Here is a 24298-nt window from a genome sequence, read left to right as displayed (position 1 = left end):
GCTTCCTGTACTTTTTAGAAGATAAATCCTACGCCAAACTCCAGCTGGTTTGGTTCGGCTTCTGTATTTTCGTATTTGTTGGTTCTGAACTGATAATTCATTTTGAAGGTCCAGTTTCTTTTAGGTCTGAAATTCAAACCTACCGTAACAATCTCCAGGTCTTTTAAATCCCCACGCACGGAAGATAAATCCTCCATCGCTTCAAGTTTGTCGATCAGTTGACCATCAATAGATTTATGGGTGTTCATTCGCTCATAACGCACAAATAATGGCAATTTCCAGTCGCTGTTTGGCAAAATATGCGGCATAATATTGTAACGCCCCTCAATATAATAGCCTTCAGTACGGCTTCCCAACAGCTCATTACCGATATCAAAAATCTGATCGGTACCCGTCAGCCAGCCGTGAGTATACAAACCAAAAAGGGTGAAATTCCCAATGTTATGTGCCCCTACCAAGGTAACCAAACCGAGTTGCGCATCGAGTTTATCCCCATTTTCAAAGGTATAGCCACGAGACACATCGCCATAATAACCCGCCAGGGAAATTAAACTGCGGTCCTCATGCCCATAAGACAGCTTCCCATTAAAAGCCATCCCTTCGGGCCACTCTGTCCAGGAAGTATAGCGGCCATCACGAATCCATGTTCCAGAGGTAAACTGACTGCCGTCCATCCCTTTGGTAACCCCAAACTGGTATTCAGAATCGGCGATTGGGCTACCGTAAATCAGGAATCCCTGCTCGAGCCACTGCGAAGGGATAATGGTACGCTCCACTTCAGGTCGATTCACAGAATAGAAACCGATAGGCTCTTCATTCACATTTACCCAACCCAGACTCAGCGGGTAATTACCTACCCTTAAATTAAAACTATGGTGAAAAAGGAAATCCAGGGAAGCCTCCAGATTATACTCGAAGTGGTCTTTTCCCTGAAAAAAACCATCCTGCAAATATTCTATCTGCAACTCACTCATAAAGATGATTTTATCGGAAAAACGATACCCAAAGTATGTCCCCAAACGATATAGATTTGTATAATACTGCTCAATCTCTTTATCTCCTTTGTTGGGAATATCAAACTGATACCCCACCGCGTTCATCTCCCCAAAACCACTGATGGTAAAGCGGCGATCGGCGGTAAAAATTTTAGAGGAAGCATTGGCAAAGCCCGACTGCTTGATGTATTTCAGCTCAGAAATCACACTGTTATTCCCTTCAACGGCAAGGGTGTCCGAAACGGATTGCGCAAAAACAGGCGCACAAAGAAGCATCAATGCTCCTAAGATAAAATTTTTCATATTTTACTGCTACTTGATATAAACTAAAGGTGTGCTTGTGCACAAAAAAACCGATGGTTATATCAAGCGAGCGGTGGCGGGGTCAGCGGAGAGGTGGATAATCCCTGATAAATGGACAAATAAAAGATAATGTCCTCGGTAGAGAGCATGCGTCCATTAAAATCAGGCACGGCGACCTTTTGCATGTACAGGGCCTTTACCACACTAACGTGCTGCTTTTCATCCTGCCCTTCTGGGGCATCATCGAACGTCCAGTCTGCATTAATGGAGGTGAGAAGCAATTCCAAAAAGGACTCAATCTCATTGTCCATACTGGCACTTCCACGCCCGAGCAAAGTATCATCAACATTCACACTGTTGTTCAGCAAAACCATCACCATAACGATGGTGAGGCCCTGTTGTGCGATATGTCTTAGGTATGATAGCATGGACTACAAATTTGGTATAAATAATTATAAATGTCAAATGAAAAAAAGCCACCCTGAGGTGGCTCTAAACATCTATCAATACAATTACTAATTGTCTAATTAATAAGGAGACACTGTTGGAACGATATAATACTTTCCGTCAGCAGGAAGGTTTACAGGCTCATCGTCCTCATCTCCACCAGCAGGGGAAACTTCCAGTTCACCTTCAATTTGGAATGCTTTCATGTCGCCAAGGTCAAGAAACTCTCCACCCAAAGTGATCGGCATTTCAACTTCGTCGTCTTTAGGGGTTTTCCCTCCAATCACAAGTATACCAGCGTATTGTCCTTCTTCAATCTGGCTCTCAATATTTATAGAAGAAGGAATCACTTCCCCTAACAGCTCGCCAAGTTCACCTGATTCAGTAACTTCAAATACTGATGATGACTGACTTACAAATGCTGATTCAAATGCACGTTGTGTAGCATCACGGTCCCAAGGAGTTACCTCGTCATTATCGCTACACGACATTAAACCTGCTACTAAAACCATTAAAATTGCGAAAAACTTGTTCATGTTGTTATTAATTTTTGTTACCACATTGTTTTCAATGATAGTAGTGTTGAAGCTCTAACTAAACCACATCTGATATTTTTCGCAATCCACATCCGCAGTGGTGAGGGAGAAAATAACATGAAGGCCAAAAACTGCCTTGAGCAGCTTGCAAGGCTGATTATTAACAAAAGAACGGGCGAAAATTAATGATAAAAAACTAAAATATAGACTGTTATGGAGCATTCAGTAATCGTTTTGGGATATAAAAAAGCCCCAAACCAAGAGGTCTGGGGCAGTAATATTGGTGACTCAATCGCTTAAATGCTTTTGATCGCTTTGGTGATGTCCTCGGCAGAAGCGCGATTTCTGTAATTTGGATCGAACTGGCGATAAACCACTTTACCGTCCTGCCCAACAACGAAGGTTGCTGGCACTGGCAGCAGGGCTTTATCGGCCGCATTCTTTTCTGCAATGTCAATACTTAACATCTTATCTACTTTCTCCTGATAGCCGTCGGTGACTTCAAAACCGACCTTATAATCGTTCACAACCTGTTGCGCCTCTCCAACAATCGGAAAAGAAGCCTCTACTTTGTTTGCGATTTTCTGCACTTCAGAACGCTTCTCTGGCGAAACGACCAATACCTGACCACCTGCTTCGGTGATCATGGCGATATTATTCTGCAACGACTTCAGTTCCCGATTACAAACCGGACACCAGTAACCACGATAGAAAACCACCGCTACAGGGCCTTGTTTCAGCATTGAATTCAAAGAAACCTGCTTGCCATGCTGATCCACCCCCGAAATGTCTGGTGCGGCATCGCCAACCTGTAAGCCCTCACCCAAGGTTCCTGATTTCACACCGTATTTGGTAAAATCCTGCTTTGACTGGGCATATACAGTCGAAGAAAATAGGGTGATCAGTAATAATAAAATGAAATTTTTCATGGTAGTTCTGTCTGTTTGGATTTTTATAATGACCAAACCTAAAGAATATCAGAGAAGAAAAATGTCATGATAAAGACCAAAGCCCTGAACTATTGCTGCCCGACGGGTGCTTTGGGAATGACCTCGGCTTCTTGCTCGGGAATGCGGATTTTCTGTGCAAAATAAAGCGAGACCAAGCTTAATACCGCCGCGGCGATGAATGGAATTTGCCAGTCAATCAACCATAGCGCGCCACCCACCACGGGAATCACCACTGCCGTCAGGTGGTTAATCGTAAAGGCCATACCCATTGATGGGGCAATGTCCTGCGGGTCGGCCGTCTTTTGAAAGAACGTTTTAATGGCAATGGAAAAATTAAAGAAGATATGATCAAAAATATAAAGCCCAGCCACAATCCATCTGTTTTCCAGAAAAGCATAAGCCAGAAAGATGATGAACAGCGAAGCGTATTCCATTGAAAGGATTTTTCGCTCCCCAAACTTGTTGATTCCTTTGGCAATTAAAGGATTGAAGAAATAGGCGATAATGTTATTGAGCACAAACAGCACAGTGATTTCCTGAATACTGAAATCGTACTTTTTTACCAGCAGAAAAACCGCAAAAACCACAAAAATTTGTCGGCGGGCACCACTGAGTAAATTCAACACATAAAAAAGCCAGTACTTTTTCCTAAGAATCATTTTTTTATGCTGCGCAGGAAGGGAGTTGTCAACGGGATTTTTCAACAGCGCCCAAATGGCAATGCCCACTGCGGCCAAACCAATAATTAAATACTGATTCTTGAAGGTCAGAAAGCTGGCGGTAATAAAAATCCCCAGCCCGACAGCAATATTGGAAATGGCAGAAATTGACCGAATACGCGCAAATACCACAGGCGCCTGAAGGCGGTCGAAATACTGCAAGGTCAGGGACTGGTTGGTGGTTTCAAAATAATGAAAGCCTACTGACATGATCAGTGTGGTTGCCGCCAGCCCAAAATAGGAAGGGAAAAAACCCGTCAGCAACACGCCAAGTCCAAGGGTAAGAATCGAGTAAGCAGAAAGGCGGTGTTCCTTAAAAATCAACAGCAGGTACACCACCAAAAGGCTCAGAAAGCCTGGAATTTCGCGAACAGACTGAATAAAGCCAACATTAAAACCGTTCAGCCCTATTTCATCTACAGCAAAATTATTAAAAAGCGTTCTCCATCCCTGAAAGGCAATGGCCGAGGCAATCGAGAGTAGCAATAAATACCGGTACATCGGTACTTTGCGAATAGCGTCAATCTGAAATTTATTCATAGTATTTGAAGATCAGCGACAAAATTACTCATTTTGCCGTATTTATTCACGATATCAGCAGGTTTCATCAAGGAATTTTCAACATATCGACCCATCGACTGCGAAAATCTCAATGTCGTCTGTAAACCTGTATGAGTGGTACGCCCCCGTAAATCCGACCTGATTTTTTTATTTCGTCAATCTGAGATCACTTTTCATTATTTTTTCAGAAGGGTTTCGCATATAAATAGCAGGGATTATTTACGGGTTGCGTCGCTAAGCTGTCGAATATTTTTGTGCCTATCGGTACGGACGTTGCATGCAACTTCCCTACGGCGGTAGAAATCATGTTTTTAATTGGAATGATGGCGTATTTTCAACAGGCCACTTCAAAACTTTAAAAAAGAGTGCCCTTAGCTACCATCACAACAATAAACCTTCGATATTTACCTCAAACAATAGAATCACATGGAAAATATCGTAAACGTTGCTGTTCAGGTACTGCCTTCAGCAAAAGACATCCACCCTTATACCTTGGTAGATGCCGGCATTGAAGCCATTCAAAATTCAGGCTTGACCTATGAGGTTTGTCCTTTTGAGACCGTTATCGAAGGGCCTTATGATGAAGTAATGGCATTGGTAAAGCAAGTGCAACAAGCTTGTTATGCGGCAGGAGCCGAGCAAATCATCACTAACATCAAAATTCAGACCCGCAGATCGGCTGATGTATCGATTGAGGATAAAATTGGCAAATACCGTAAATAGGATATTTGCTTCAGCGGGCTTGCTGAAATGACAGGAAGCCTGCTTCATAATATCAGTATATGATATTTAAAAATTAAAATCTCAATACTTCATATTCATAAGCATCGAATAAACAAACAAAAAATAGAGATATCTTAACACTAAGAAGGCAACTTAGTTATCCCAACAGAACCTAACTGGGAGCTCAAATGATAAAAATAACTACTGTCCGAATTGCCTTTTCTCTATTGCTGATCACCCTCATTACCCATTGTTTATCAGCACAATCCTGCCTGATTGAAATTCACAGGGAAGACAATATCAAAAACAAGCTTCTCGGTTCCACTTACAGCTCCAACTCATTTGCCATCACCAATTTGTCGGCTGATAACCAAAACATCAGCAGTGTGCGCATCGACCTCTCCACCGCATTGGTTCAAGGGATGGTTTTCGACCCTGCAGGAAAAGCAGGAGACCTTGTTGCCAAAGATTTCACCAACGACGACCCTGCAAACCAAGCGGGAGTTCAGGATGCCTCCTTTGCAAATGGCAGCGATGAAGACGGCTACCTTGTCATGACGGTCAATTACAATAATTTTGAACCCCAGGAAAGCAGTTTCTTTTCTGTGGATGTCGATCCACGAAGCATTAAAGGTTTGCCTGCCCCCGGCCCGAACGATACCGGAAGTGTTTCAGGCATGGAACTTATCGGGGCTACCGTTACGGTTATGTATAGCGACGGCAGCAGCCAGATGGCTAAGTTGGCAGCGCGCAAAAACACCCTTGCAGGTGCATGGGCAAAGTTACCGATAAGCCCCCAGCAGGCTGTTACCATTGGACTTAACAACGACCCGAGCAGTCCGGTAACCCGTTTCAGCAGTGCACAAACCATCAGTATCGCCGGCACTCCCAATGCAAAATATGAACTGACCATTTTACAGGGAGGCCAATATCAGCCTGCCAATACCAATCTTCCTTTCGCTGCTTACGAAGCCAATACGATCATTGCCGTGAACCAATTTTTCGGCACCCTTAGCAATGGAAACGTCGCCATTGAGGTCGATCTATTTCCTGAGAACGATAACGAAGGCTTCTTTTTCATCATGGCGACACTTGTGGATCAGGACGGACAGCCCCTGAAGAGCTCAAACCCTCTCATCGTTAAAATTGATGAAAATGTGGAGGATGACGATCAGGATGGCGACGGCATTACCGATGATATCGACACCTGCCCAGACGCTCCCAACCCAGACCAGCAAATCCCGATATGGTATGTAGACAAGGACAATGATGGCTATGGAGTGGACGACCCTGCCACCAACCTGCAGGATTGCATCGCCCCAGTTGGCTATGTGGCGCGGGCTGGAGATTGCGATGATCAGCAGGTGAATATCAATCCTGAACAGTTGGAAATTGCCGACAATATCGACAATAATTGTGATGGACAGGTGGACGAAGGTTTTCCCGACACGGATAACGATGGCATTATTGACGAACTTGACAATTGTCCCGATCAGCCCAACCCCGACCAAATACTGACCACCTACTATTTGGACAATGATGAGGACGGCTTCGGAAATACTGACGACTTTATTACCTCTTGCACTCCTTTGGAGGGCTATGTGGAATTGGCTGGAGACTGTAATGACAACGATGAGACCATCTTTCCGCAGGCACCTGAAAAGGCGGATAATATCGACAATAATTGCGATGGACAGATTGATGAAGGTTTTCCCGATACGGATAACGATGGCATTATTGATGCCCTGGACAATTGTCCGGAAACCCCCAATCCCGATCAGCAATTTATCACCTTTTTTGCGGATCAGGATAAAGATGGTTTCGGTGACCCCAACAACACAATACAGGATTGCCTCAAACCGTTGGGTTTTGTAGAAAATAGTGATGACTGTGATGATAGCGACCCCAATACCTTCCCTTTTGCCGAGGAACTTCCTGACGGGAAAGACAATAATTGTGATGGGCAGATTGATGAAGGTTTCAGCAATGATATGGACAACGACGGCATCAGCGATGAGCTCGATAACTGCCCAACTGTGCCGAACCCCGATCAAATCATTCCTGTCTGGTATGCTGATGCCGATAATGATGGCTTTGGAGATCCAAATGAAGCCGTGGCAGATTGCCAGCAGCCCACGGGTTTTGTTGCCAACAATCAAGACTGTGACGACCAAAATCCGCAGATTAACCCGAATGCGACGGAAATTGCAGACAACATTGACAATAATTGTGATGGGCAGATTGATGAAGGCATGACCATTGACGGCGACAACGACGGCATCAGCGATGAGCTCGATAACTGCCCAACTGTACCAAACCCCGATCAAATTATTCCTGTATGGTATGCCGATGCCGATAATGATGGCTTTGGAGATCCAAATGAAGCCGTGGCAGATTGCCAGCAGCCCACGGGTTTTGTCGACAACAATCAGGACTGTGACGACCAAAATCCGCAGATTAACCCGAATGCGACGGAAATTGCCGACAACATTGACAATAACTGTGATGGGCGAATTGATGAGGGTGTGGTTAACATCAACCCAACAATTACTGCAATAAAATTAATTGAAGATGATCGGGTTACGGAAGTAAAAATCCTTAACACCACCGACACCCTCACCCTTGATTCCTTTATCAATGATTTTCTGAAATTTGAAAGTGCGCAAACCGACAGCGTCAGCATTGAGGTGGATGGTGAAGTTCTGACGGTCGTAGCAGCGAACGAACTGATCAGGCTCTCCGATATTATCTTTGAAGACAAGTCGAATTATGTCATAGAATTCACCCCATTTTCATTCAATGGCCAACAGCAAGTTATTGGCCTGGAGCGCACGATTAATTTGTTCATCGGGCCGGGTGCCGGAGCACCAAACACACCACTATCGGGCGGAACAAACAGCCAGCTTCCGCCATTCACATTTGAGGCAGATGGGCAGCAGTGGAACTTAAAGGTACTCAAAGAGGGGCAGTTGCTGATCGCCAATACGCTTGGTCAGCTTATCCTTCAGACGAAAGCCACCGCAGGCATGCGCTATGAGTTGAGTGCTTTACAGCAACAAACCATTATTGTTAAATGGACGCACCTGAGCCAACAATATCAGAAAACGGTCAGAAAAGTGGAGTAAGCACTACCATTGATTACATGAACCCATGCAAGTAGGTGAGCAGGTCGGCTTCTTCCGACAGGTTCAGCTTCTTGCGCAAGCGGTGTCGGGCCACTTTTACACTGTTCAGGGAAATACCCAAAGTGGTGGCGATATCCTTGGAGGAAAGGTCCAGTCGATAGAGGTAACAGAGGCGAAGATTGTAGTCTGTAAGGTCGGGGTGTTGGCTTTTCAGGTTATGCACAAAATCCTGATGCACCTCGGCAAAAAGGGCGTTAAAGGTCTTCCAGTCCTGCTCCATCTCCAGGCTGGCATCAATTTTATGCAACACGCCTTTAATGTCAGTCGCTTTAGACTGATCTTTTTTCACCATGACCTCCAAATCTGATTTCACCCGTTTGAGCAGCTCATTTTTAGCGATGGTATTCAGCGTATGGGCCGTTAATTCCCGTTCCCGAAAATACAGCCTTTCAGAAAATTGCGCTTTCAATAATTCATGATTTTCGCGCTCGGCTTTCTCCAAAGCACTGTTTTGCGACTGAAGGCGCTCCTTCTGTGCCTGTAAAGCGCGGGTGCGTTCCGCCACTTTGGAATTAAGCACCGTTTGCTGATGTTGCCAGTTTTTCTCTTTGATCCGCCACGCCAAAGCAATCATCATCATGATGCCCAAAAGAACCAGCACTTTAAAATAGATGGTTTCGTAGTAGCGCGGTTCAAGGTCGATATTAAGGGTTCTGCTGCCGACCATCTGATCGGGTGCATTGATCAAATAAGCCTGCAGGTGAAACTCATGCGCTCCCGAAGGGTAATCGGTGAACGTTACCCGCCGCTGCTGACCGATGTCCACCCACTGATCTTTGGACTCCCCCACCCGATACCGAAAACCAATGTTTCGGGTATTTCCATAATCGAGGCAGGCAAAGTTTACTGTAAATGAATTTTCACCCGCCGACAAACGAACCTCATCATTCTTCTCCCCTTCCTGAATAAATACGGCACGATTTTCCGGCACATTCTCTATCAATTCAAATTTTGTGAAGCGCACAGGTGCTGCAGGGCTGTCCAATTCTACCGCATCAGGGTTGAAAAACACCAGCCCTTCGGTATTTCCGAAGGTTATCGTACCATCTTCCAAACAAACGCCCGCACCATAATTAAAATTCCCGAGGCTCAGGTCATGAGGGATATTAAAAAAACGGACTTGCTGATTGCGAGGATCAAAACAGTGAATCCCCACATTGGAGGACATCCATACCTGCTGATCTTGCCCCGCCACCATTGAAAAAATTTGCAAATTACGCAGCGACTCCACCGGCTCGAACTTCTCGGTAGAACGATCGAAACGGAAAACCCCTCCGCCAAAAGTTCCTACCCAAATATTCAAATGATCATCTTCAAGAATACTCATCACGCCAAGGGTACGTTCCATTTGTACTGAAATCGGGTAATTATAAAATCGCTGTTCTTTTTTGGAAAACCTGCTCAGGCCACCAAAAGAACCCACCCATAAATCCCCGCGAACGTCCTGCATCAGCGCACGGACATCATTATCGCCCAGGCTCTTGTCATCATTTTCCTGGTGCGTATATTTTTCCGTCCGTCGGCCATCTAAAGACCGAAAGAATAAGCCTTTGGAGGTTCCCATCCACATGCCATCGCCCGACAAATCCGCCTTCAGCGCCCATACATTATGTTCAATAAGAAGGTGCGAATAGTTTTGTGGCTTGTTTCGTTGCCCGTTCCACAGGTAGGCACCTTTCCCATAACTTCCCACCCATATATTCCCCTGCTGATCTCTTTCAAGGGAGAGAATATGCCTTGAAAAGTCGGGCAGTTGCTGATTGGAAATATTACCGCTGAGGGTGTTATAGACATTCAGCCCCCCGCCATCAGTGCCCAAAAGCCATTGGTCTCCCATTTTCAGCACCGACCGAACACTACTGTGCGTCAGTCCTTTGGAAAAATGAAGGCCATAGGTTACCTGCTTAAATGGCTGATAAGGATCGTGCATAAATATGCCTTTACCGTAAACACCAAGCCAAATCCGCCCCTGATTATCAGCATAAATAGCCGTAATGGTTGAATAACGGATGGGCGTTTCGGTGGCGTCAATGGTATGGATGGCGGCTTTTTCCGATTTCAAATCCAGAAATTGCAAACCCTGATTTTCAGTCCCAATCCATAAGCCCTGCTGGTGGTCGGTGGCAAGGCTCACCACCTGATTGGCATTCAGGCCGTTTTCTGTAGTGTAATGCGCCACGACCTCATGAGTCTTTTCAGCCAGTTTCCAAAGGCCTCCGCTATAAGTTCCGATCCACAGATTATTCTGCTGATCTACGGCAAAAGTTCTGATAATTTGTGACTGATCGAAAGTACTGACAGGTTCAAAGTGTGGGCGATTTCCGGCTTTACAAAAAAGGCCGCTATTGGTTCCAAGCCAAATGTTACCTGCATGGTCTTCTATTAAACTATTACAAACAACGCCTGGCAGGTAAGTCTTAAAAACCCCTTGTTCCCTCACCCATAAGCCTTGATCTGATGTCCCCACCCATAAATTATTTGCCTGATCTAAACACAAAGCACGGACATCCGCCCGTTCGAGTACATCGCCGCCCATGGCTTCGAAGCGGTTGTTTTCCGGCTGATAAGAATTCAGTCCCGCAAGTGTGCCTACCCAGATTACTCCATTGTCTTCTTCCACCATCGCCCGCACACCATGAAAAACCAAGGCATGAGGATCGCCCTGCTGCGGACGAAAAGGCGTGAAATTAGCGCCATCAAATTTATTTAAACCTTCTTCGGTACCCATCCACATAAAACCCTGCCGATTCTGCAGAATACAAAAAACATCGTTTTGGGAAAGCCCCTCCCCCTTTCCCCATCGGATCAGATTCTTTTGGTCGCTCTGAGCAAATGAACAGCCAAAATTGAACGTCCAAAAGCATACAAAAAAGCATACAAAAACAGGGAATTGCCGAGAGAAGAAAAATGCCATAGGGAACTGTCAGCTAAGTGGTGGTTGAGATATTGTAAAAATATTACTTATTATAATTAAGATATGAAAAAATAATTCAACCACCCAATGTACCCCTAAAAAATAGCCCTATTTGGCTATGAAGAGCGAAATAAAAGTCTGTGTACCCCCTATTGTTACACGTCAGAAAAGGCGTACCCCCTATTGTACCATCAATAAATTAGGGCATTCAGGGCGAAACTCCTACTTTCAAGTATAGACAATAGTTCATTACTGAATGAAGGGTCAAACACACATTACCACATTACACACATTTTATTGGGGGAGTGAGCAAACTCCCCAAAATTTTTCTTTTTCAACTGCACAAATGCCGCCGAGCAGACATCTGTTTTGGTGATTTATTACTTTATTGTAATTGGTTGAAAAATTTATACTATGGCTACTGTAAAGTTAAATATGGGCAAGATTGACCGGATCGTCCGGGGAATTATTGCCACCATTATGATATTCTTGTACCTGGGCAATATCATTACAGGGAATTTGGGCACACTGCTGTTGGTAGGCGCCGGTTTGTTGGTCGCGAACAGCTTGAGCGGAAAATGCTATTTCTATAGCCTGATGGGCTGGAATAGTTGCCAGACCACAGAAACTGCGGCGCCAAGAAAGGATGTATTGAAACAAAAAAAACCCTAACAGGTCGTTAGGGTCTCACACACTTACTTAAATTACCACATGAATTGCATGACAAATGTGTTCATGCAAAATTTCATACCCTTAATATAGTACAATTATATTAATTTAATTCACCTTTAAGGTAAAAATAACAAGTAAGTCCCCTATTTTTTCCATTCAACTTGTAGTTTAGGCTTTTCGATAGGTTGTTACCGTATTTTCCACCGACTATCGAGAGCAATGGACAGTCTCTAAATTCAGCGGTCAAGCAATTGAACAACCGCTGTCTTTATCTCTCATTTAGCCATTATTTAGGTTCGTTGATTGATATCCCACAGAAAAATTAAACGCCTAAAATTAAGGTTGAGGTAACAAAATATTCAACCGCTCAGTGCGCACTTTATCATTACCGATGATTAAAAAATCACTTTCTGTTTGATGGAGGCAGCATCCAGGAAAAGTGTGTGCTCTTTACAGGTTGTCGCATTAATCAAAAAAAACAGCCCGAAGGCTGCTTTTCAATTTATCGTTATTTTTTTATTGTGATCAGGAGAAATCATCCATATTGATGTTCAAAGGATTTAAAAGAAACTCCCAGCCATTCAGGTTCGGCTGATAGTTTGTATAAGGGTGCTCAACTTCAAAATAGGAAGCGACTTCCTCATAATCCCCTGAGAAGTCCGGATCTACTAAACCATCATCGAAAAATTTCTTCACCTGCGGTAAGGCATCCTTCATGTTCAGATCTGTGGCAAGACCAATGAGGCCAGAATTCAGGTAACCATCGCATAGTTGGGAATCATCCTTGGCATCGTAAAGCTTGTTAAGCAAGCGCAATACCCAGGCCTCCACTTCAGTTCTTTCAATATGCCCGTGGAAAACCTGAAAAGCAACCATCGGAATCATGAAGCTTTTGACCATTCCACCGATACCAGGCGTCATCAGAAACTCCTCCAACTTTTCGAGGTCCAATCCCTTGCAAAGTGCGGCATAACGTTTAACAAAATGCGGCAAGGCATCACCAAAATAGAAGTAGATGAAATCATAATCCTGCATCGCGATCAGCGGGAAATATGGCCAAACGCCTTCATATCGCAAATCAGTCAGCATGGTAATTGCCCGTGCGACCATATCTTGCTCGTCAATTTTTTGAAAATGCTCAAACCTCACAAAACCATCCTCTATAAGGCGTATCAGGTCTTGAATCAGTAATTCCCGATCCAGTGCCATCACTGCTTTCCACTCCTGCTCATCCATTTCCTCGAGGCGATAAAACTGCTTCATCTGTTCTGGGAAATTGAAAGTAGGTTCCTGATCTGTTTGTGGCCAACGCTCAAAATGGTGGTGCACATGTGGAAACGACGGGTGCTCATGATCATGGGCAGGAGTTGCTTCGCCTAAAAGTCGGGCGATTTCCATGGTGGTGGGCTCGTCAGGCAAAATTCGGTGCATATCCTCATAAAGTTGCTCCAAACGTTGCGTTTGTTCGGTCAGGAAGAAATACTGCGCGACGGTCATGTAGTAGCCAGCCACTTCCTGAATATGGAATTTATCGCGATCAGGGTACAAAGCATCAAGCTCCAGTTTTTCACCCAGCAAATAGGTTACATCCTCATAAAAATCCTCCGCAAAGTCGCCATTTACCAACGCTACACGTCCAAAAAGATAATCAGGGAAGCGATCGAACAGCAGCTCATTGACCTCCTTTGCCTTTTCCATCTCGCCCTGCATATTATAAGCACTTGCAAGGTAGTTGTAAGATTGCGGATAGGCAGGGTGTGCCTTTATAAATTTTCTAAGCTTATTGATTACCCGATCCAGTTTCTTAATGCCGTTCAGGGAGTTCATTTCAGCATAAAGCGCTTCAAGCTGTTCTGAAATGGCATCAGGCATTTCAAAAAGCGATATTGGGTCAAAGGTTATTTTCTCAGAGCTAATCATATTGTATCAATCATTTTAACAAAGATACCAACAATAATGAACGAAAAAAAGGAGGCTCGAACAGCCTCCTCTTAATAATTCAATAAAATCAGTCGTGCCTGAGTTTTTCAGGCTTTCCAATTATTTTTTCTGTTGTAAGTACATATTCCCCAGCAAAGCGCGGTTTACCTCCACATTCATGTTTTCGTTATGTGGTGTAAAATCGAGTGACAGGTGATTTGTCCCCTTCTTCAACTGCACTTCAATAATGTTGGTCTGCCCTACACTTGCCCATTCGTCGGTTCCGCGCTGCGCCATCACAATTGGCGAAATCTCCTGCCCATTGATGGATAGCGTACGGGTGGCACATTTATTATCAGTGTTCCAAGGGCCTGAGCCATTGGCGTAATCAAACCAGATAAAATATTTCCCTGCCTGAGGTGCCTTAACAGCCCATTTAAGGTGTGTATTTCGCTTTTTCGTCAGGTCGATCATCTGTGGTAATGCCTTGCTGATTGCCTGCTTTCTATCACGGGCATAGCTGCGCATTTTGTAAACTGTCAGCTGTTTTTCATTGCTCAACACAGGTTCCGACAAGAAAGATGCAAAGCCCTTGCTGTCAATCGCCCGCACGGTGTATTCTTTCATATGCTGATCAGTCGCCACTGAAGTTTCGGTGGTTTTTCCCTGAGATTTTCCGTCAATGAACACCTCGTAGGATTTCGCTCCCTTCACAGGAGCCCATGAAAATTTACCTGCTTTGATCTGCGCATCAGGCTTTGGTAAATGGTAATGATTTTCCACCACGTTAATTTGCTGCTTAGGCAGTGCGTTGTTGGCCATCACGATTTCTACCGTATGGTTTCCTGTGCCACTCAAATCAATATCGTGGGCTTCCGAAGGCTTGCCATCAACTTTAAATGATTTGATCTGATTGCCATAACCACTGATGGAAATATCAAAAGACATTTTGCGAAGTTTGAAGTTTTTCAGCTTCATGTTATTGGCAAAAGACTGCGGGATGAACGGGTGGAACATCAGCTTCCCTTCAGGAGAAACCTGCATACCGAACAACAATTTATAAACCATACCCAGGTTACCTGCCACAGACCAAAGCTGACGGTCGGAATTGAGGGTGGTAATAAAGTCTCCGTCATTGGCAACCATATTCTCTTTGTTGGTCAGGAATAAAGCTGCAGCACGGTAAATATCTGCCAAACCATGTTCTACGGCCTGTTCATTACCCGCTTTAGCGGCGGCAAGGTTCCAGAACGACTGCACAAAAGGCCAGATACCATCATTGTGGTAAGGGGTCATGTCAGGAATTTGTGGATAAACACATGGCACGCCGTAAACCACCTGAGGGGTATTGGCAATGACATCCTGCGCGCGTTGCCCATCAGCAATACCGAACAATACGGTGAAAGCCTCGCCGAGAGCTTCAGATTTTTCTGAGGCAATTCGGTGGCGTCTTCCGTAAAGGTACTGACCGTAATATTTCTGATTTTCCAGCCAGAAATGCTTATTAATCGCATCTTTCAGCACTTTGGCATCTTTGGTGAAAGTCGCTTGATCGTCCGTTTTTTTCAACACCCCTGCCATGTCAGCAAGAATCTGATAGGCACGATAATGCGCCGCATTTGTCCCGAGGTTCAAAGAGTGGTAAATATCCACATTGTCCATCCATCGAGGGTAGGTTTGCACCCTCCAGTCGAGGAAGGAAGACTCCCCACGCATGAGGTTTGTGTTTTTATCAAGAATGATATGGCGGTCATCTTCTACCGAATTCTTGATCACATTGTAGGCATAATTCAGCCACTGCTGATCGCCAGAAACCGCATAAATTTCCCAGGCTGCCATCGACCATACCACACGGTCGGATGACACTGGCCAAGCACCACCAGAACCTGTATCCTGAATAATACGGCCACGTTTCACTTTCTTTCTGAGGGAAGTTTTGGCACGTTCTACATCGGCCATTCCCATTCCCAAAGTAATGGCATAGCTGACGTCACGCGTCCAGACACCATCCCATTTGGCGCCTGTTCTGAAGGTACCGTCTGGCTCAGAAAGCAACACTGTTTCCTCCAAAGCCATATCGTAAAGGCTTTTCAGGATTGGTAATTCCGTTTCGAGTTGCGGGTAATTAGAAATATCTTTAGACAGTTTCCATTCCGTTTTTACATAGCGGTCTGGGTGACGGAAATTCATCGTCAGGTCAATCGTATAAATATGGTCACCATCAGGGTCTTTCATTTCAAACCCTCTGTTCCCGAGGTTCACATAATCGTCGTTCAAAGGGAAAGAGTTTCCAGCAATGAATACCCCTTTAAAATCTTCTTTGTAAATCTTCTCTCCCTGAGCATCAACATAGTATCCCTGCTTTGCAAAAGCATCGAATACGGGCTTCATGTTCAACTGATAAGTTACTTTGGTATCTGGCTCCAGCTTTTCCTTCACACCAGCATCTTTGGCAGTATACAGCTGACCAAAGGTGATCATGGGGGCGTCAAAATGGCCATTGGCATCAGGGCGAACAACCACTTGATGAAATTGTCCGTAAGGAAGCTCGTCATTTTTCAGATTGATACTGAAACGCACATTGACCGTACGCATATAGTTTTCATTCTGCGGACTGAGATAGTCCGTGGTCATTTGGTCAGTTCCAACAACTTTGGCGGTGTACTTTCCCTGTGTTACTTTAGTAGGGTAAACCGAAAAGGTGTCGTTAGAATAAATCGCCTGATCTTGGGGGGCTTTACTGTTACAGGCCATCATGGCAAAAAACAGCAATCCGATCGCACATTTTTTCATAACTATAATTGTGTATATTACTTTTCTGCTTTCAAATCTTTATTTCCTGAAAAGATAATAAAATTGTAAAATTGAACGTCAATTACCATCCCTAATTAACGATTAGTTTAATCGTAATCGGTTGCATAAAAAAATCCTCCCAGAATTTACTGAGAGGATTTAATGGAAAATAAATATTTATACCTCTGTTTATTGATCAATAATAATAAACTGAGCACGGCGGTTTTTAGCTCGGCCATCGTCCGTATCGTTGGTGGCAATTGGCTGGGTGTAGCTCATTCCCTTAATACGAATATTGCCGCGTGGCACGCCCGCTTCCACGAGCCTGTCGCGGGCAGCAAGTGCGCGCTCTGTCCCCACAAATTTATTGATGTCTTCATCGCCTATGGTACAGGTATGGCCGAGAATCAGAATTTTTGTATTCGGGTACTTCGCCATAATTTCTGCTATACGCTGGAGCTTTTTATCAGAATCTTCGGTCAGGTCAAACTTCCCGAGTGCAAAGCGTAGTTTTGTATTTTCAATCTCATTGCGCAAATCTTCCTCCATACGCTCCTGATTAACATCCACAATACTTGGTGGCTGCTCCTGCTCCTGTACCTTCATCTTTCTTGAAGGAATGGTGCTTGGCTTCACATGCTGAAGGGTTGCTGGTGCAACATACGGTGCTTTGTCTGCTCCAAGGGCGCGCTGTGCCCGCATATGTCCGAAATGGAAAGAAGCCCCAAACTCAATAGCGTTGTTAGCGCCCAATTGTCCACCGACCTTGCTTCCTGTAGGAATATCATAAGAAATACCGAGTGAAAGGTTCTGGAAATAAACCTGCATCGCAATCACCATGGCCTGGTCAAATCGATAGTAACTCGACAGGGCAACACTTGGCTGGTGGATCATATCAGGTTCATAGGCGAGCTTCAAACCTGCCTCATAGGTATTGGAGTTGGTCTGAATTACCGCACGACCCATAGGACGAAGTGCGAGATGGTCAAATTTGGCGACCTTCACTTCTCCTGAAAGGACATAAGACTGTGTGCCAGAGGTGCGTTCATCCTGAATGAAATTCCTGGAATTTACGGCATCATACATGGCCACGCCAAAAGTACCGTTAATACGTCCCGCATCATCAAACCACATCCAGTTCATTCCTACATTAATATTGAACTGATCATTTTTTGTAAAGTCAAGATTCTCCCCCAAATCTGCCGAAGGGTCAAAATTACCCATAATCCACTGCGCATCGGTGGTTAGGCGGGTCCAGTCAATTCGCAGGAAAGAGTAGCTTCCCTGCATTCCAACACCGATTTGGTGATTACGGGCAATAGGCAAATTATAGTTGAACCCTGCCATGGCCTGGGTATTGGTAAAAGCGCCAGCGGTACCACTTCGGAAATCAGACACCGAACCTGAAACCGCACCAAAACGTCGCTTGTGCTTGCTATCGTATAATGGATGTGAATAACCTGCCATGGTGTTTTTCAGTCCGAAGCCACTACCGAGGGTCGTGTTTCGGTAATGAATCAACAGTCGGTCGAAATTCTCCTGACCTACTGCCGCAGGGTTGGTGTAATACGGCACATAGTCGTGTTGAGAAAGGAATGTATTCTGAGCCTTCAGATCCCCTAAAACAAAAAAGGAAAATAGCAGAAGGGCAAATTTTATAAAATGAGTCTTCATGGTCAAGATTGTTTTTAGCGGATAAGAGAGATATTACCTAATTTTTTGCCGTCAAGCTCTATCGGGCTGCCGTCAGACAGTTTCCCAGACACCTGCCAAACATAATTTCCTTGTGGTTGCTCCGTTCCCTGATACTTACCATCCCAGCCAATCTCCGTCGCCTGACCAACATCGGTGGTTTCAAAGACAATCACTCCTCGGGCATTATAAACCCGAAGATGAATTTCCGCAACGCCTCGACCCCGAAGTCGGAACACGTCATTGGAGCCATCTCCGTTAGGCGTGAAAACTGTAGGCACAAACAAGCCTCCAGGCCCTTCAACCGTCAGGATGCCATCTTCAAGCGTGATATCGTAATTGTCCAAAATCAGGGCATCACCATTGGCACTCACTTCAATAGGGTAAGTTCCTGGTTCCGTATTTGGTGTTACTGAAGTGGTATAATCAGCAGTAATGTTGTCATTATTCTTTATTCCTTCAATGTCACCATCAAGCGTTGGAACTTCCATTCCCTGCGTCATTTGTTTATCATTTGCCGTCAGTAAAAGCGGCGCAGGAGTAACTTCAAGCTCCCCACCATTATAGACAATTTCATAGTTTGCAGCGCTGCCTCCACTGATATTGATCGGGTAAAGCCCTACCGAAGCCGTTTCATCAACTGCTGTGGAAATCTGTATTGCTGGCTGAATAACGCTTTCGTCCTCGCCATTCACAAATCCTGAGATCGTGTAATCCAGTACTGGATTCGGGTCGCCATAGATCTTGGTTTTATTATTGGCCTGTACCGTAAGAGCGGCTTTGGTAACCGTTACCTTGGTAGTTGTGGTTACTGTAAACTCACCATCATTCAGCGAGATTGTCATGATTGTTTCACCGACATTCAGCAGATTCAAGGTCAGGAACTCGCCACTCAAACTTCCATCTGCAATTCCTGCAGGGGAGAAAGACACCGAATAGCTCAGCACGCTGCCATCAGCAGGGCCGTCAGGGTCGATAATATAAGCCTTCAAATCTATCAGGCTCATCACCTGACCATAAACACCAACAATAGGCGCTGGTGCAGGCACCACTACAACCGGCGATTTATTTACTCGGTTTACATTAATGATAATATCTGTCTCAGGCCCAGAAAGCCCCGCATCATTACCTGAAATCAACGTGCCTTTGAGGGTTACTTTTCCAGTACCGACAAAGTCTGCATCTGGCACAAAGTAAAAACCATTTGCCGCCTGGGCTTTGGTTACAAAATTATTGACTTGCACCTCTGTTCCTGAAGGGTCGTAAAGTTTTCCGTTTTCAATCGCCACGACCTGATAGCCTGCCACCTGCTGATCATCCGATGCCTGAGGCATCACCTGAAACACGGGTGACTGCCCATCCTGATCGGTTTCTACAGGATTCGGTGTAACATTCGCCTCGAGATTAATCTTGGCATCTACCAACACGCCTGCCGTAGAAGAAATGTTGTTCAGTGTCAGGTCTGCGGGGTTGCCATGCGTATCTACAATCCCTCCACCATTCAGAACAAGATCTATCACTTGTACCGCCGTCATTTCCTCATCGTTCACCATAACGGTGTATTCAAAGGTGAGTACATTGGTGCCGTTTCCTGATTTATATTCCGCAGCAATATTGCCTGTTTCCAATAGTAAATTCAGTAATGGCGTACCAGAAACCGTCATTACCTGGTCGAAGCTGACAGTGAAACTCATTGTTTCTCCAAGCAAATAAGTTTTGGCAGCAGGAACATCCACCAATGTTACCATTGGGCTCTGATCGTCATCGATAATATTGACTACCGTACTTTCATGACTGCCCAATGTTGCGTTGCTTATTTCAGCAAGGGTCAGCACGGCCGAGCGATCACCATCTACCATTTGGTTATCGATAGGTAAAAAGCTGATCGTTACTTCTGTACTACCGGCAGGAATCACCATTTCGGTGCCTGCTACTGGCGTAAGGGTATAATCCGTTGCGGGAGCATCACCAGAAAGCTGTATCTTGAAACGGGTTGCCTGAGTTGATGCCGCTGAAAGCATCACCTTGACATCAACCGCTGCACCAGCATTTTCTGCCACAGACAAATTGGCTCTTTCCATGCTGATTTGCGGTGGCACAAATTCTTTTACATTGATGATAATTTCTGTATCCGGACCGGATAATCCGCTATCGTTACCGGCAATTAAAGTCCCCTGAATGGTTACTTTTCCTGAACCGAAAAATCCACTGTCAGGCATAAAATATAAACCATTTGCTGCCTGAGCTCGGGAAATATAAGTTCCCGCCGCCACTTCAGCGCCAGAAGCTAAGAACAGTTTACCACTTGCCACTCCTTTCACCTTGTAACCTTTGGTCTGGGCGTCGTCACTGGCCTGAGGACCAACGATAAATACAGGAGATTGAACATCCTCATCGGCTTCCACAGGGTTCGGTGTTACGGCAGCTGTCAAATTAATTTTCGCATCGATTTTCACTCCTGCTGTCGACGGCACATTGTTGAGCGTCAGGTCAGCATCGTTACCAAAAGCATCCTGAAGGCTTCCGCCATTCAATACCAGATCGATCAGGCTCAGGCCGTTCAAATCTTCATCATTTACCTGAACAGTATATGCAAAGGTAATTGCGGAAGTACCCGTACCCGACTGATAGGCTGCGGCTACATTGCCCGATTCTACCGCCAGATTAAGTAATGGACTCCCTGTTACGGTGATGTCTTTATCAAAATTAAGCGTAAAGGTGAGTGTTTCCCCAAGCAAATAGGTTTTTGAGGCAGGAACATCTACCGAGACAATTTCTGGACGCTGATCATCATCGATGATCGTTACGACAGTATTGTCCTCTGTGCTTAAATTAGCATTCAACACCTCGGTTAAGGTCAGGATCGCTGTACGATTGCCGTCCACTTTATTATTATCCGTTGGTGTAAATTGAATGGTCGTTTCTTTTGCCCCAATAGGGATCACCACCTCTATCCCTTCCTTTGGCACGAGGGTATAATCTGAAGTTGGAGCCGTTCCGCTGGTCTGAATTTTAAACTTTGTTTCTTTACCGGAGATCACCGATAAAACGACCTTCACCTCAATGGGTGCTCCAGCATTTTCCTGAACCGACATATTGGCATTTTCCATGCTGAGCGTAGGCACTACTGACTGATCAATGATCGAAAACTCCGAACTTGAAGGGCTTCCAACGGCGCCATTGGTTACCGAGGTAATCGTGGTAATGACCGTTTCATTTGGTTCAAAGACATCGTCAGAAATAGCGTTATAAGTTACCGTTGCAGTTAACTCACCTGCGGGAATGGTAACACTGCTGGCACTGACTGAATAATCAACATCTTTTGTCGCCGTACCTGTAAACCCTAAATTTACCGTTACCGATTGATCTGCAGGCGTGGCAAGGGTAATCGTAGATATGGCCTGTCCGCCATCTTCGTTAATGGCCAAAGGCGCAGTAACAATGCTTGCCTGCGCTAAAATTGCAGGAACGATTGTCAGGGTATAAGGAGCTGACACCGCTGAAATGTTACCGGCTAAATCTTCTGCGGTATAGGTAATCTCATGAACACCTTCGGTCATTCCGGATGGCGTAAATAAAAAGGAAGTTTGAGGAACAGGAATTGTCAGTGCGCCAATATCACCGTTAATACTGCTTGAAAAGCGAACAATACTATTGGTTTCTGAACTCCCGACCAGTCTACCATTTTTATTGGAGGTAATATGGTCTCCCAAGTCGCCAGTATCATCAGCAGGGTCGTTGTTTAAAACTGCTGCGATCGGTGCTGAAGGTGCTTGACGGTCAATAACCATATTGGTAACACCTACAGATGCCACCGGACCATTTCCGGCAATATCAACGGCAAGTGCTTTGAGGGTATAGTTACCTTCCGGAAGACCTGCCACATCAAAAGCATAATTTCCTGTGGTGAATTTAACTGGCCCTACGGTACGGTTTTCCTCACCACTGATTTCAATGGTTACATAGGATGGATTCTCCGTCGTTCCGATGATTTTAACCGTTTGCGCATTCGTTACCATATCGGAATCACTACGGCCGGTATCAGTATCCGCAGACAACACAGGGTTGCTTGGTACTGCGGGTGGTGTTGAGTCTATGGTAAATGAAATTGCCTGAGTTGGGTTGGAGGTATTTCCTGCCGGGTCGGTCGCCGTAGCAGTAATACTGTAGGTGGCATCAGCTTCGCCATTAAAATCCAGCGTTACCACATATTTTCCTGCCGCATCTACTACTGCGCTACCTGTTATAGACACGCCGCCATTTACTGCAGTAAGCGTAACCGTGCTGCCCTGCTCTGCGGTCCCTTCAAATCTTACCGTTTTTTTGCTTGTTATATTATCTCCTTGATCCCCGGTATCGTCATCGGCCACCAACTGAGGCTGCGATGGAACAGGAGGAGGAGTGGTATCTATTTTAAAATTAAAAGTTGGTGAAGCGGAAGAAACGTTCCCGGCTTTATCGGTAAGGGAGGCAGTTACACTATAATTACCATCTGCAAGCTGACTTCCTACCTGTACAAGGTAATCATCCAATCCACTGACAGATTCTGTTCTTTTATCAAGAGTTACTGTTGACACCGTAGCCCCGCCCTTCGTAAACACGAAGGTCATTAGACCAGAAGCCTCTCCAGAAGTTTCAAAGTAAGGCTGTGTTATAGCGGTAACACTACCGATATCATTCCCTGAAGCGTCCTGCATCACAATAGCCGTTGGATCAACAGGTGCTGTAGTGTCAATATTGATGGTTTCTTTTATCGACCGAACACTTTCATTACCAGCACCATCCGAAACCGTACAGAAAACCTCAAAAGAACCATCACCAAGTTCCCCCCCGATAATATCGCCTAAATTGACTGCATAGTAATCTTTTACAGGGACCTCCGCAAAGGTTTTTGTTTGTCCTCCCGGCAGCGGTTTATAACTCACTTTAATATAGAAAAAAGTACCTATTTCGGTGACGCCTCTAAACTCCATTTTAGGTTTAGCCACATTGGAGAAATTATCGTCAGGATTGAAGCCCGTGTTCGAATCCTGCGCCAGCGCTACCGTCCACGGGTCTGGTTGTACGGTATCGACAAATAAATCATAGGTCTGAGAATTACCAATGACGTTATCTCCATTATCATATACGGTAAGCTTTAACTCATAAGAACCGTCAGGCAAAGGATCTCCGGGATTCCCCCCCAAAGGATAAAGCTTAAATGTTTCATCGACCATAGCACTGGTGAGTGGGAAATTGTCCAATTCTGTTCCGTCGATAAAAATAGCACCCTTAACGGCAGCAGCCAGGCTGGTCTTTACCTTCACCTCTGGTTGATTAACATTGGTCGCACCGCTATCGTTGCCCGTTTCGTGGGCATCAATAAGTTCAATGTTTGCCGCCGTACTGGAAGCAATAATCAAGAAATCAGCAAAGATACGGTTGTACAGCAGGGTGTCCATCGCTGCGTGCTCTTCACTAAGATTGGTAGGCCCAAAGTTGCTATACTGTAAAGGCTTGTTATAGGCTTTGTCAGAAGCTAAAGAAGTTGAAGTTGCAGAAGTTATTACGTTCAGCATCAAGAACAGCATCAGGATCTGGATAGGTAGTTTATCCTTCATTTGAGTCAATATTGGTTGATGTTTTGTTTTCTGATAAAAGGCAAAAGCTAAGAAAGGCGAACCCTTCCCCACTCCCAAAATCTATATTTTTTCCAAATTTAATCTAATGCCTTTTCAAATTATACTATATATCCACCAAAAAAGACGACTTTTAAAACAATAAGCCTCCATAAATTACCCGCATTCAACCTGCATTTGGTACATAAAAACATTATTTCATCTATCATATTTAAAATATAACAAATTCAATCCACCCTGAAAACACCCCCATAAAAGACTAATACAGTG

13 protein-coding genes are annotated in these 24298 nt (G+C 44.8%); 3 read left to right on the top strand and 10 right to left on the bottom strand.

Annotated features, from left to right (window positions below; translation table 11 throughout):
• Positions 1-14: 14 nt before the first annotated feature.
• The 5 genes from AABK40_RS16885 to AABK40_RS16865 form a co-directional block, all read right to left on the bottom strand.
• Entirely contained in the window at positions 15-1298 is a 1284-nt protein-coding gene (locus AABK40_RS16885; RefSeq protein ID WP_332921909.1) for a hypothetical protein, read from the bottom strand.
• Positions 1299-1360: 62 nt separating this feature from the next.
• Positions 1361-1726: a hypothetical protein gene (locus AABK40_RS16880; protein WP_332921908.1), complete on the bottom strand. Its 366-nt coding sequence runs from the start codon at positions 1724-1726 to the stop codon at positions 1361-1363.
• Between the two features lie 99 nt (positions 1727-1825).
• The gene (locus AABK40_RS16875) at positions 1826-2281 is read right to left on the bottom strand and encodes a hypothetical protein (protein WP_332921907.1); all 456 of its coding nucleotides are present in this window, start codon (positions 2279-2281) and stop codon (positions 1826-1828) included.
• 296 nt (positions 2282-2577) lie between these two features.
• Entirely contained in the window at positions 2578-3210 is a 633-nt protein-coding gene (locus AABK40_RS16870) for a peroxiredoxin-like family protein (RefSeq protein WP_338398247.1), read from the bottom strand.
• A gap of 89 nt (positions 3211-3299) precedes the next feature.
• On the bottom strand, positions 3300-4490 hold the full coding sequence (locus AABK40_RS16865; protein ID WP_338398246.1) for an MFS transporter: 1191 nt from the start codon (positions 4488-4490) through the stop codon (positions 3300-3302).
• 447 nt (positions 4491-4937) lie between these two features.
• Between AABK40_RS16865 and AABK40_RS16860 the strand changes: the two genes are divergently transcribed.
• The gene (locus AABK40_RS16860) at positions 4938-5234 is read left to right on the top strand and encodes a thiamine-binding protein (protein WP_332921903.1); all 297 of its coding nucleotides are present in this window, start codon (positions 4938-4940) and stop codon (positions 5232-5234) included.
• A gap of 188 nt (positions 5235-5422) precedes the next feature.
• On the top strand, positions 5423-8359 hold the full coding sequence (locus AABK40_RS16855; protein WP_338398245.1) for a MopE-related protein: 2937 nt from the start codon (positions 5423-5425) through the stop codon (positions 8357-8359).
• Between the two features lie 13 nt (positions 8360-8372).
• Here the strand turns inward: AABK40_RS16855 and AABK40_RS16850 are convergent, their stop codons facing one another.
• On the bottom strand, positions 8373-11333 hold the full coding sequence (locus AABK40_RS16850) for a two-component regulator propeller domain-containing protein (RefSeq protein ID WP_338398244.1): 2961 nt from the start codon (positions 11331-11333) through the stop codon (positions 8373-8375).
• A 414-nt stretch (positions 11334-11747) separates the two neighbouring features.
• Here AABK40_RS16850 and AABK40_RS16845 point away from each other — a divergent pair, with 414 nt between their 5' ends.
• Positions 11748-12005, top strand: coding sequence for a YgaP family membrane protein (locus AABK40_RS16845; protein WP_338398243.1), 258 nt, complete (start codon positions 11748-11750; stop codon positions 12003-12005).
• Between the two features lie 525 nt (positions 12006-12530).
• On the opposite strand, the gene AABK40_RS16840 is transcribed toward AABK40_RS16845, so the two are convergent.
• The 4 genes from AABK40_RS16840 to AABK40_RS16825 form a co-directional block, all read right to left on the bottom strand.
• Positions 12531-13925: a hypothetical protein gene (locus AABK40_RS16840; protein WP_338398242.1), complete on the bottom strand. Its 1395-nt coding sequence runs from the start codon at positions 13923-13925 to the stop codon at positions 12531-12533.
• A gap of 120 nt (positions 13926-14045) precedes the next feature.
• On the bottom strand, positions 14046-16718 hold the full coding sequence (locus AABK40_RS16835) for an alpha-L-rhamnosidase-related protein (protein ID WP_338398241.1): 2673 nt from the start codon (positions 16716-16718) through the stop codon (positions 14046-14048).
• A gap of 189 nt (positions 16719-16907) precedes the next feature.
• Positions 16908-18392, bottom strand: coding sequence for a PorP/SprF family type IX secretion system membrane protein (locus tag AABK40_RS16830; protein ID WP_332921897.1), 1485 nt, complete (start codon positions 18390-18392; stop codon positions 16908-16910).
• A gap of 14 nt (positions 18393-18406) precedes the next feature.
• On the bottom strand, positions 18407-24010 hold the full coding sequence (locus tag AABK40_RS16825; RefSeq protein ID WP_338398240.1) for an Ig-like domain-containing protein: 5604 nt from the start codon (positions 24008-24010) through the stop codon (positions 18407-18409).
• Positions 24011-24298 lie beyond the last annotated feature (288 nt).

The organism is Persicobacter psychrovividus (assembly GCF_036492425.1).
GTDB lineage: Bacteria > Bacteroidota > Bacteroidia > Cytophagales > Cyclobacteriaceae > Persicobacter > Persicobacter psychrovividus.
This window is presented reverse-complemented; position numbering and strand designations above follow the sequence as displayed.

Excerpts from the sequence above, each read along its gene's own strand:
- AABK40_RS16870 (WP_338398247.1), bottom strand. The coding sequence starts at position 3,210 with ATGAAAAATTTCATTTTATTATTACTGATCACCCTATTTTCTTCGACT.
- AABK40_RS16875 (WP_332921907.1), bottom strand. The coding sequence starts at position 2,281 with ATGAACAAGTTTTTCGCAATTTTAATGGTTTTAGTAGCAGGTTTAATG.
- AABK40_RS16885 (WP_332921909.1), bottom strand. The coding sequence starts at position 1,298 with ATGAAAAATTTTATCTTAGGAGCATTGATGCTTCTTTGTGCGCCTGTT.
- AABK40_RS16880 (WP_332921908.1), bottom strand. The coding sequence starts at position 1,726 with ATGCTATCATACCTAAGACATATCGCACAACAGGGCCTCACCATCGTT.
- AABK40_RS16865 (WP_338398246.1), bottom strand. The coding sequence starts at position 4,490 with ATGAATAAATTTCAGATTGACGCTATTCGCAAAGTACCGATGTACCGG.
- AABK40_RS16850 (WP_338398244.1), bottom strand. The coding sequence starts at position 11,333 with ATGGCATTTTTCTTCTCTCGGCAATTCCCTGTTTTTGTATGCTTTTTT.
- AABK40_RS16860 (WP_332921903.1), top strand. The coding sequence starts at position 4,938 with ATGGAAAATATCGTAAACGTTGCTGTTCAGGTACTGCCTTCAGCAAAA.
- AABK40_RS16825 (WP_338398240.1), bottom strand. The coding sequence starts at position 24,010 with ATGAAGGATAAACTACCTATCCAGATCCTGATGCTGTTCTTGATGCTG.
- AABK40_RS16845 (WP_338398243.1), top strand. The coding sequence starts at position 11,748 with ATGGCTACTGTAAAGTTAAATATGGGCAAGATTGACCGGATCGTCCGG.
- AABK40_RS16835 (WP_338398241.1), bottom strand. The coding sequence starts at position 16,718 with ATGAAAAAATGTGCGATCGGATTGCTGTTTTTTGCCATGATGGCCTGT.
- AABK40_RS16830 (WP_332921897.1), bottom strand. The coding sequence starts at position 18,392 with ATGAAGACTCATTTTATAAAATTTGCCCTTCTGCTATTTTCCTTTTTT.
- AABK40_RS16855 (WP_338398245.1), top strand. The coding sequence starts at position 5,423 with ATGATAAAAATAACTACTGTCCGAATTGCCTTTTCTCTATTGCTGATC.
- AABK40_RS16840 (WP_338398242.1), bottom strand. The coding sequence starts at position 13,925 with ATGATTAGCTCTGAGAAAATAACCTTTGACCCAATATCGCTTTTTGAA.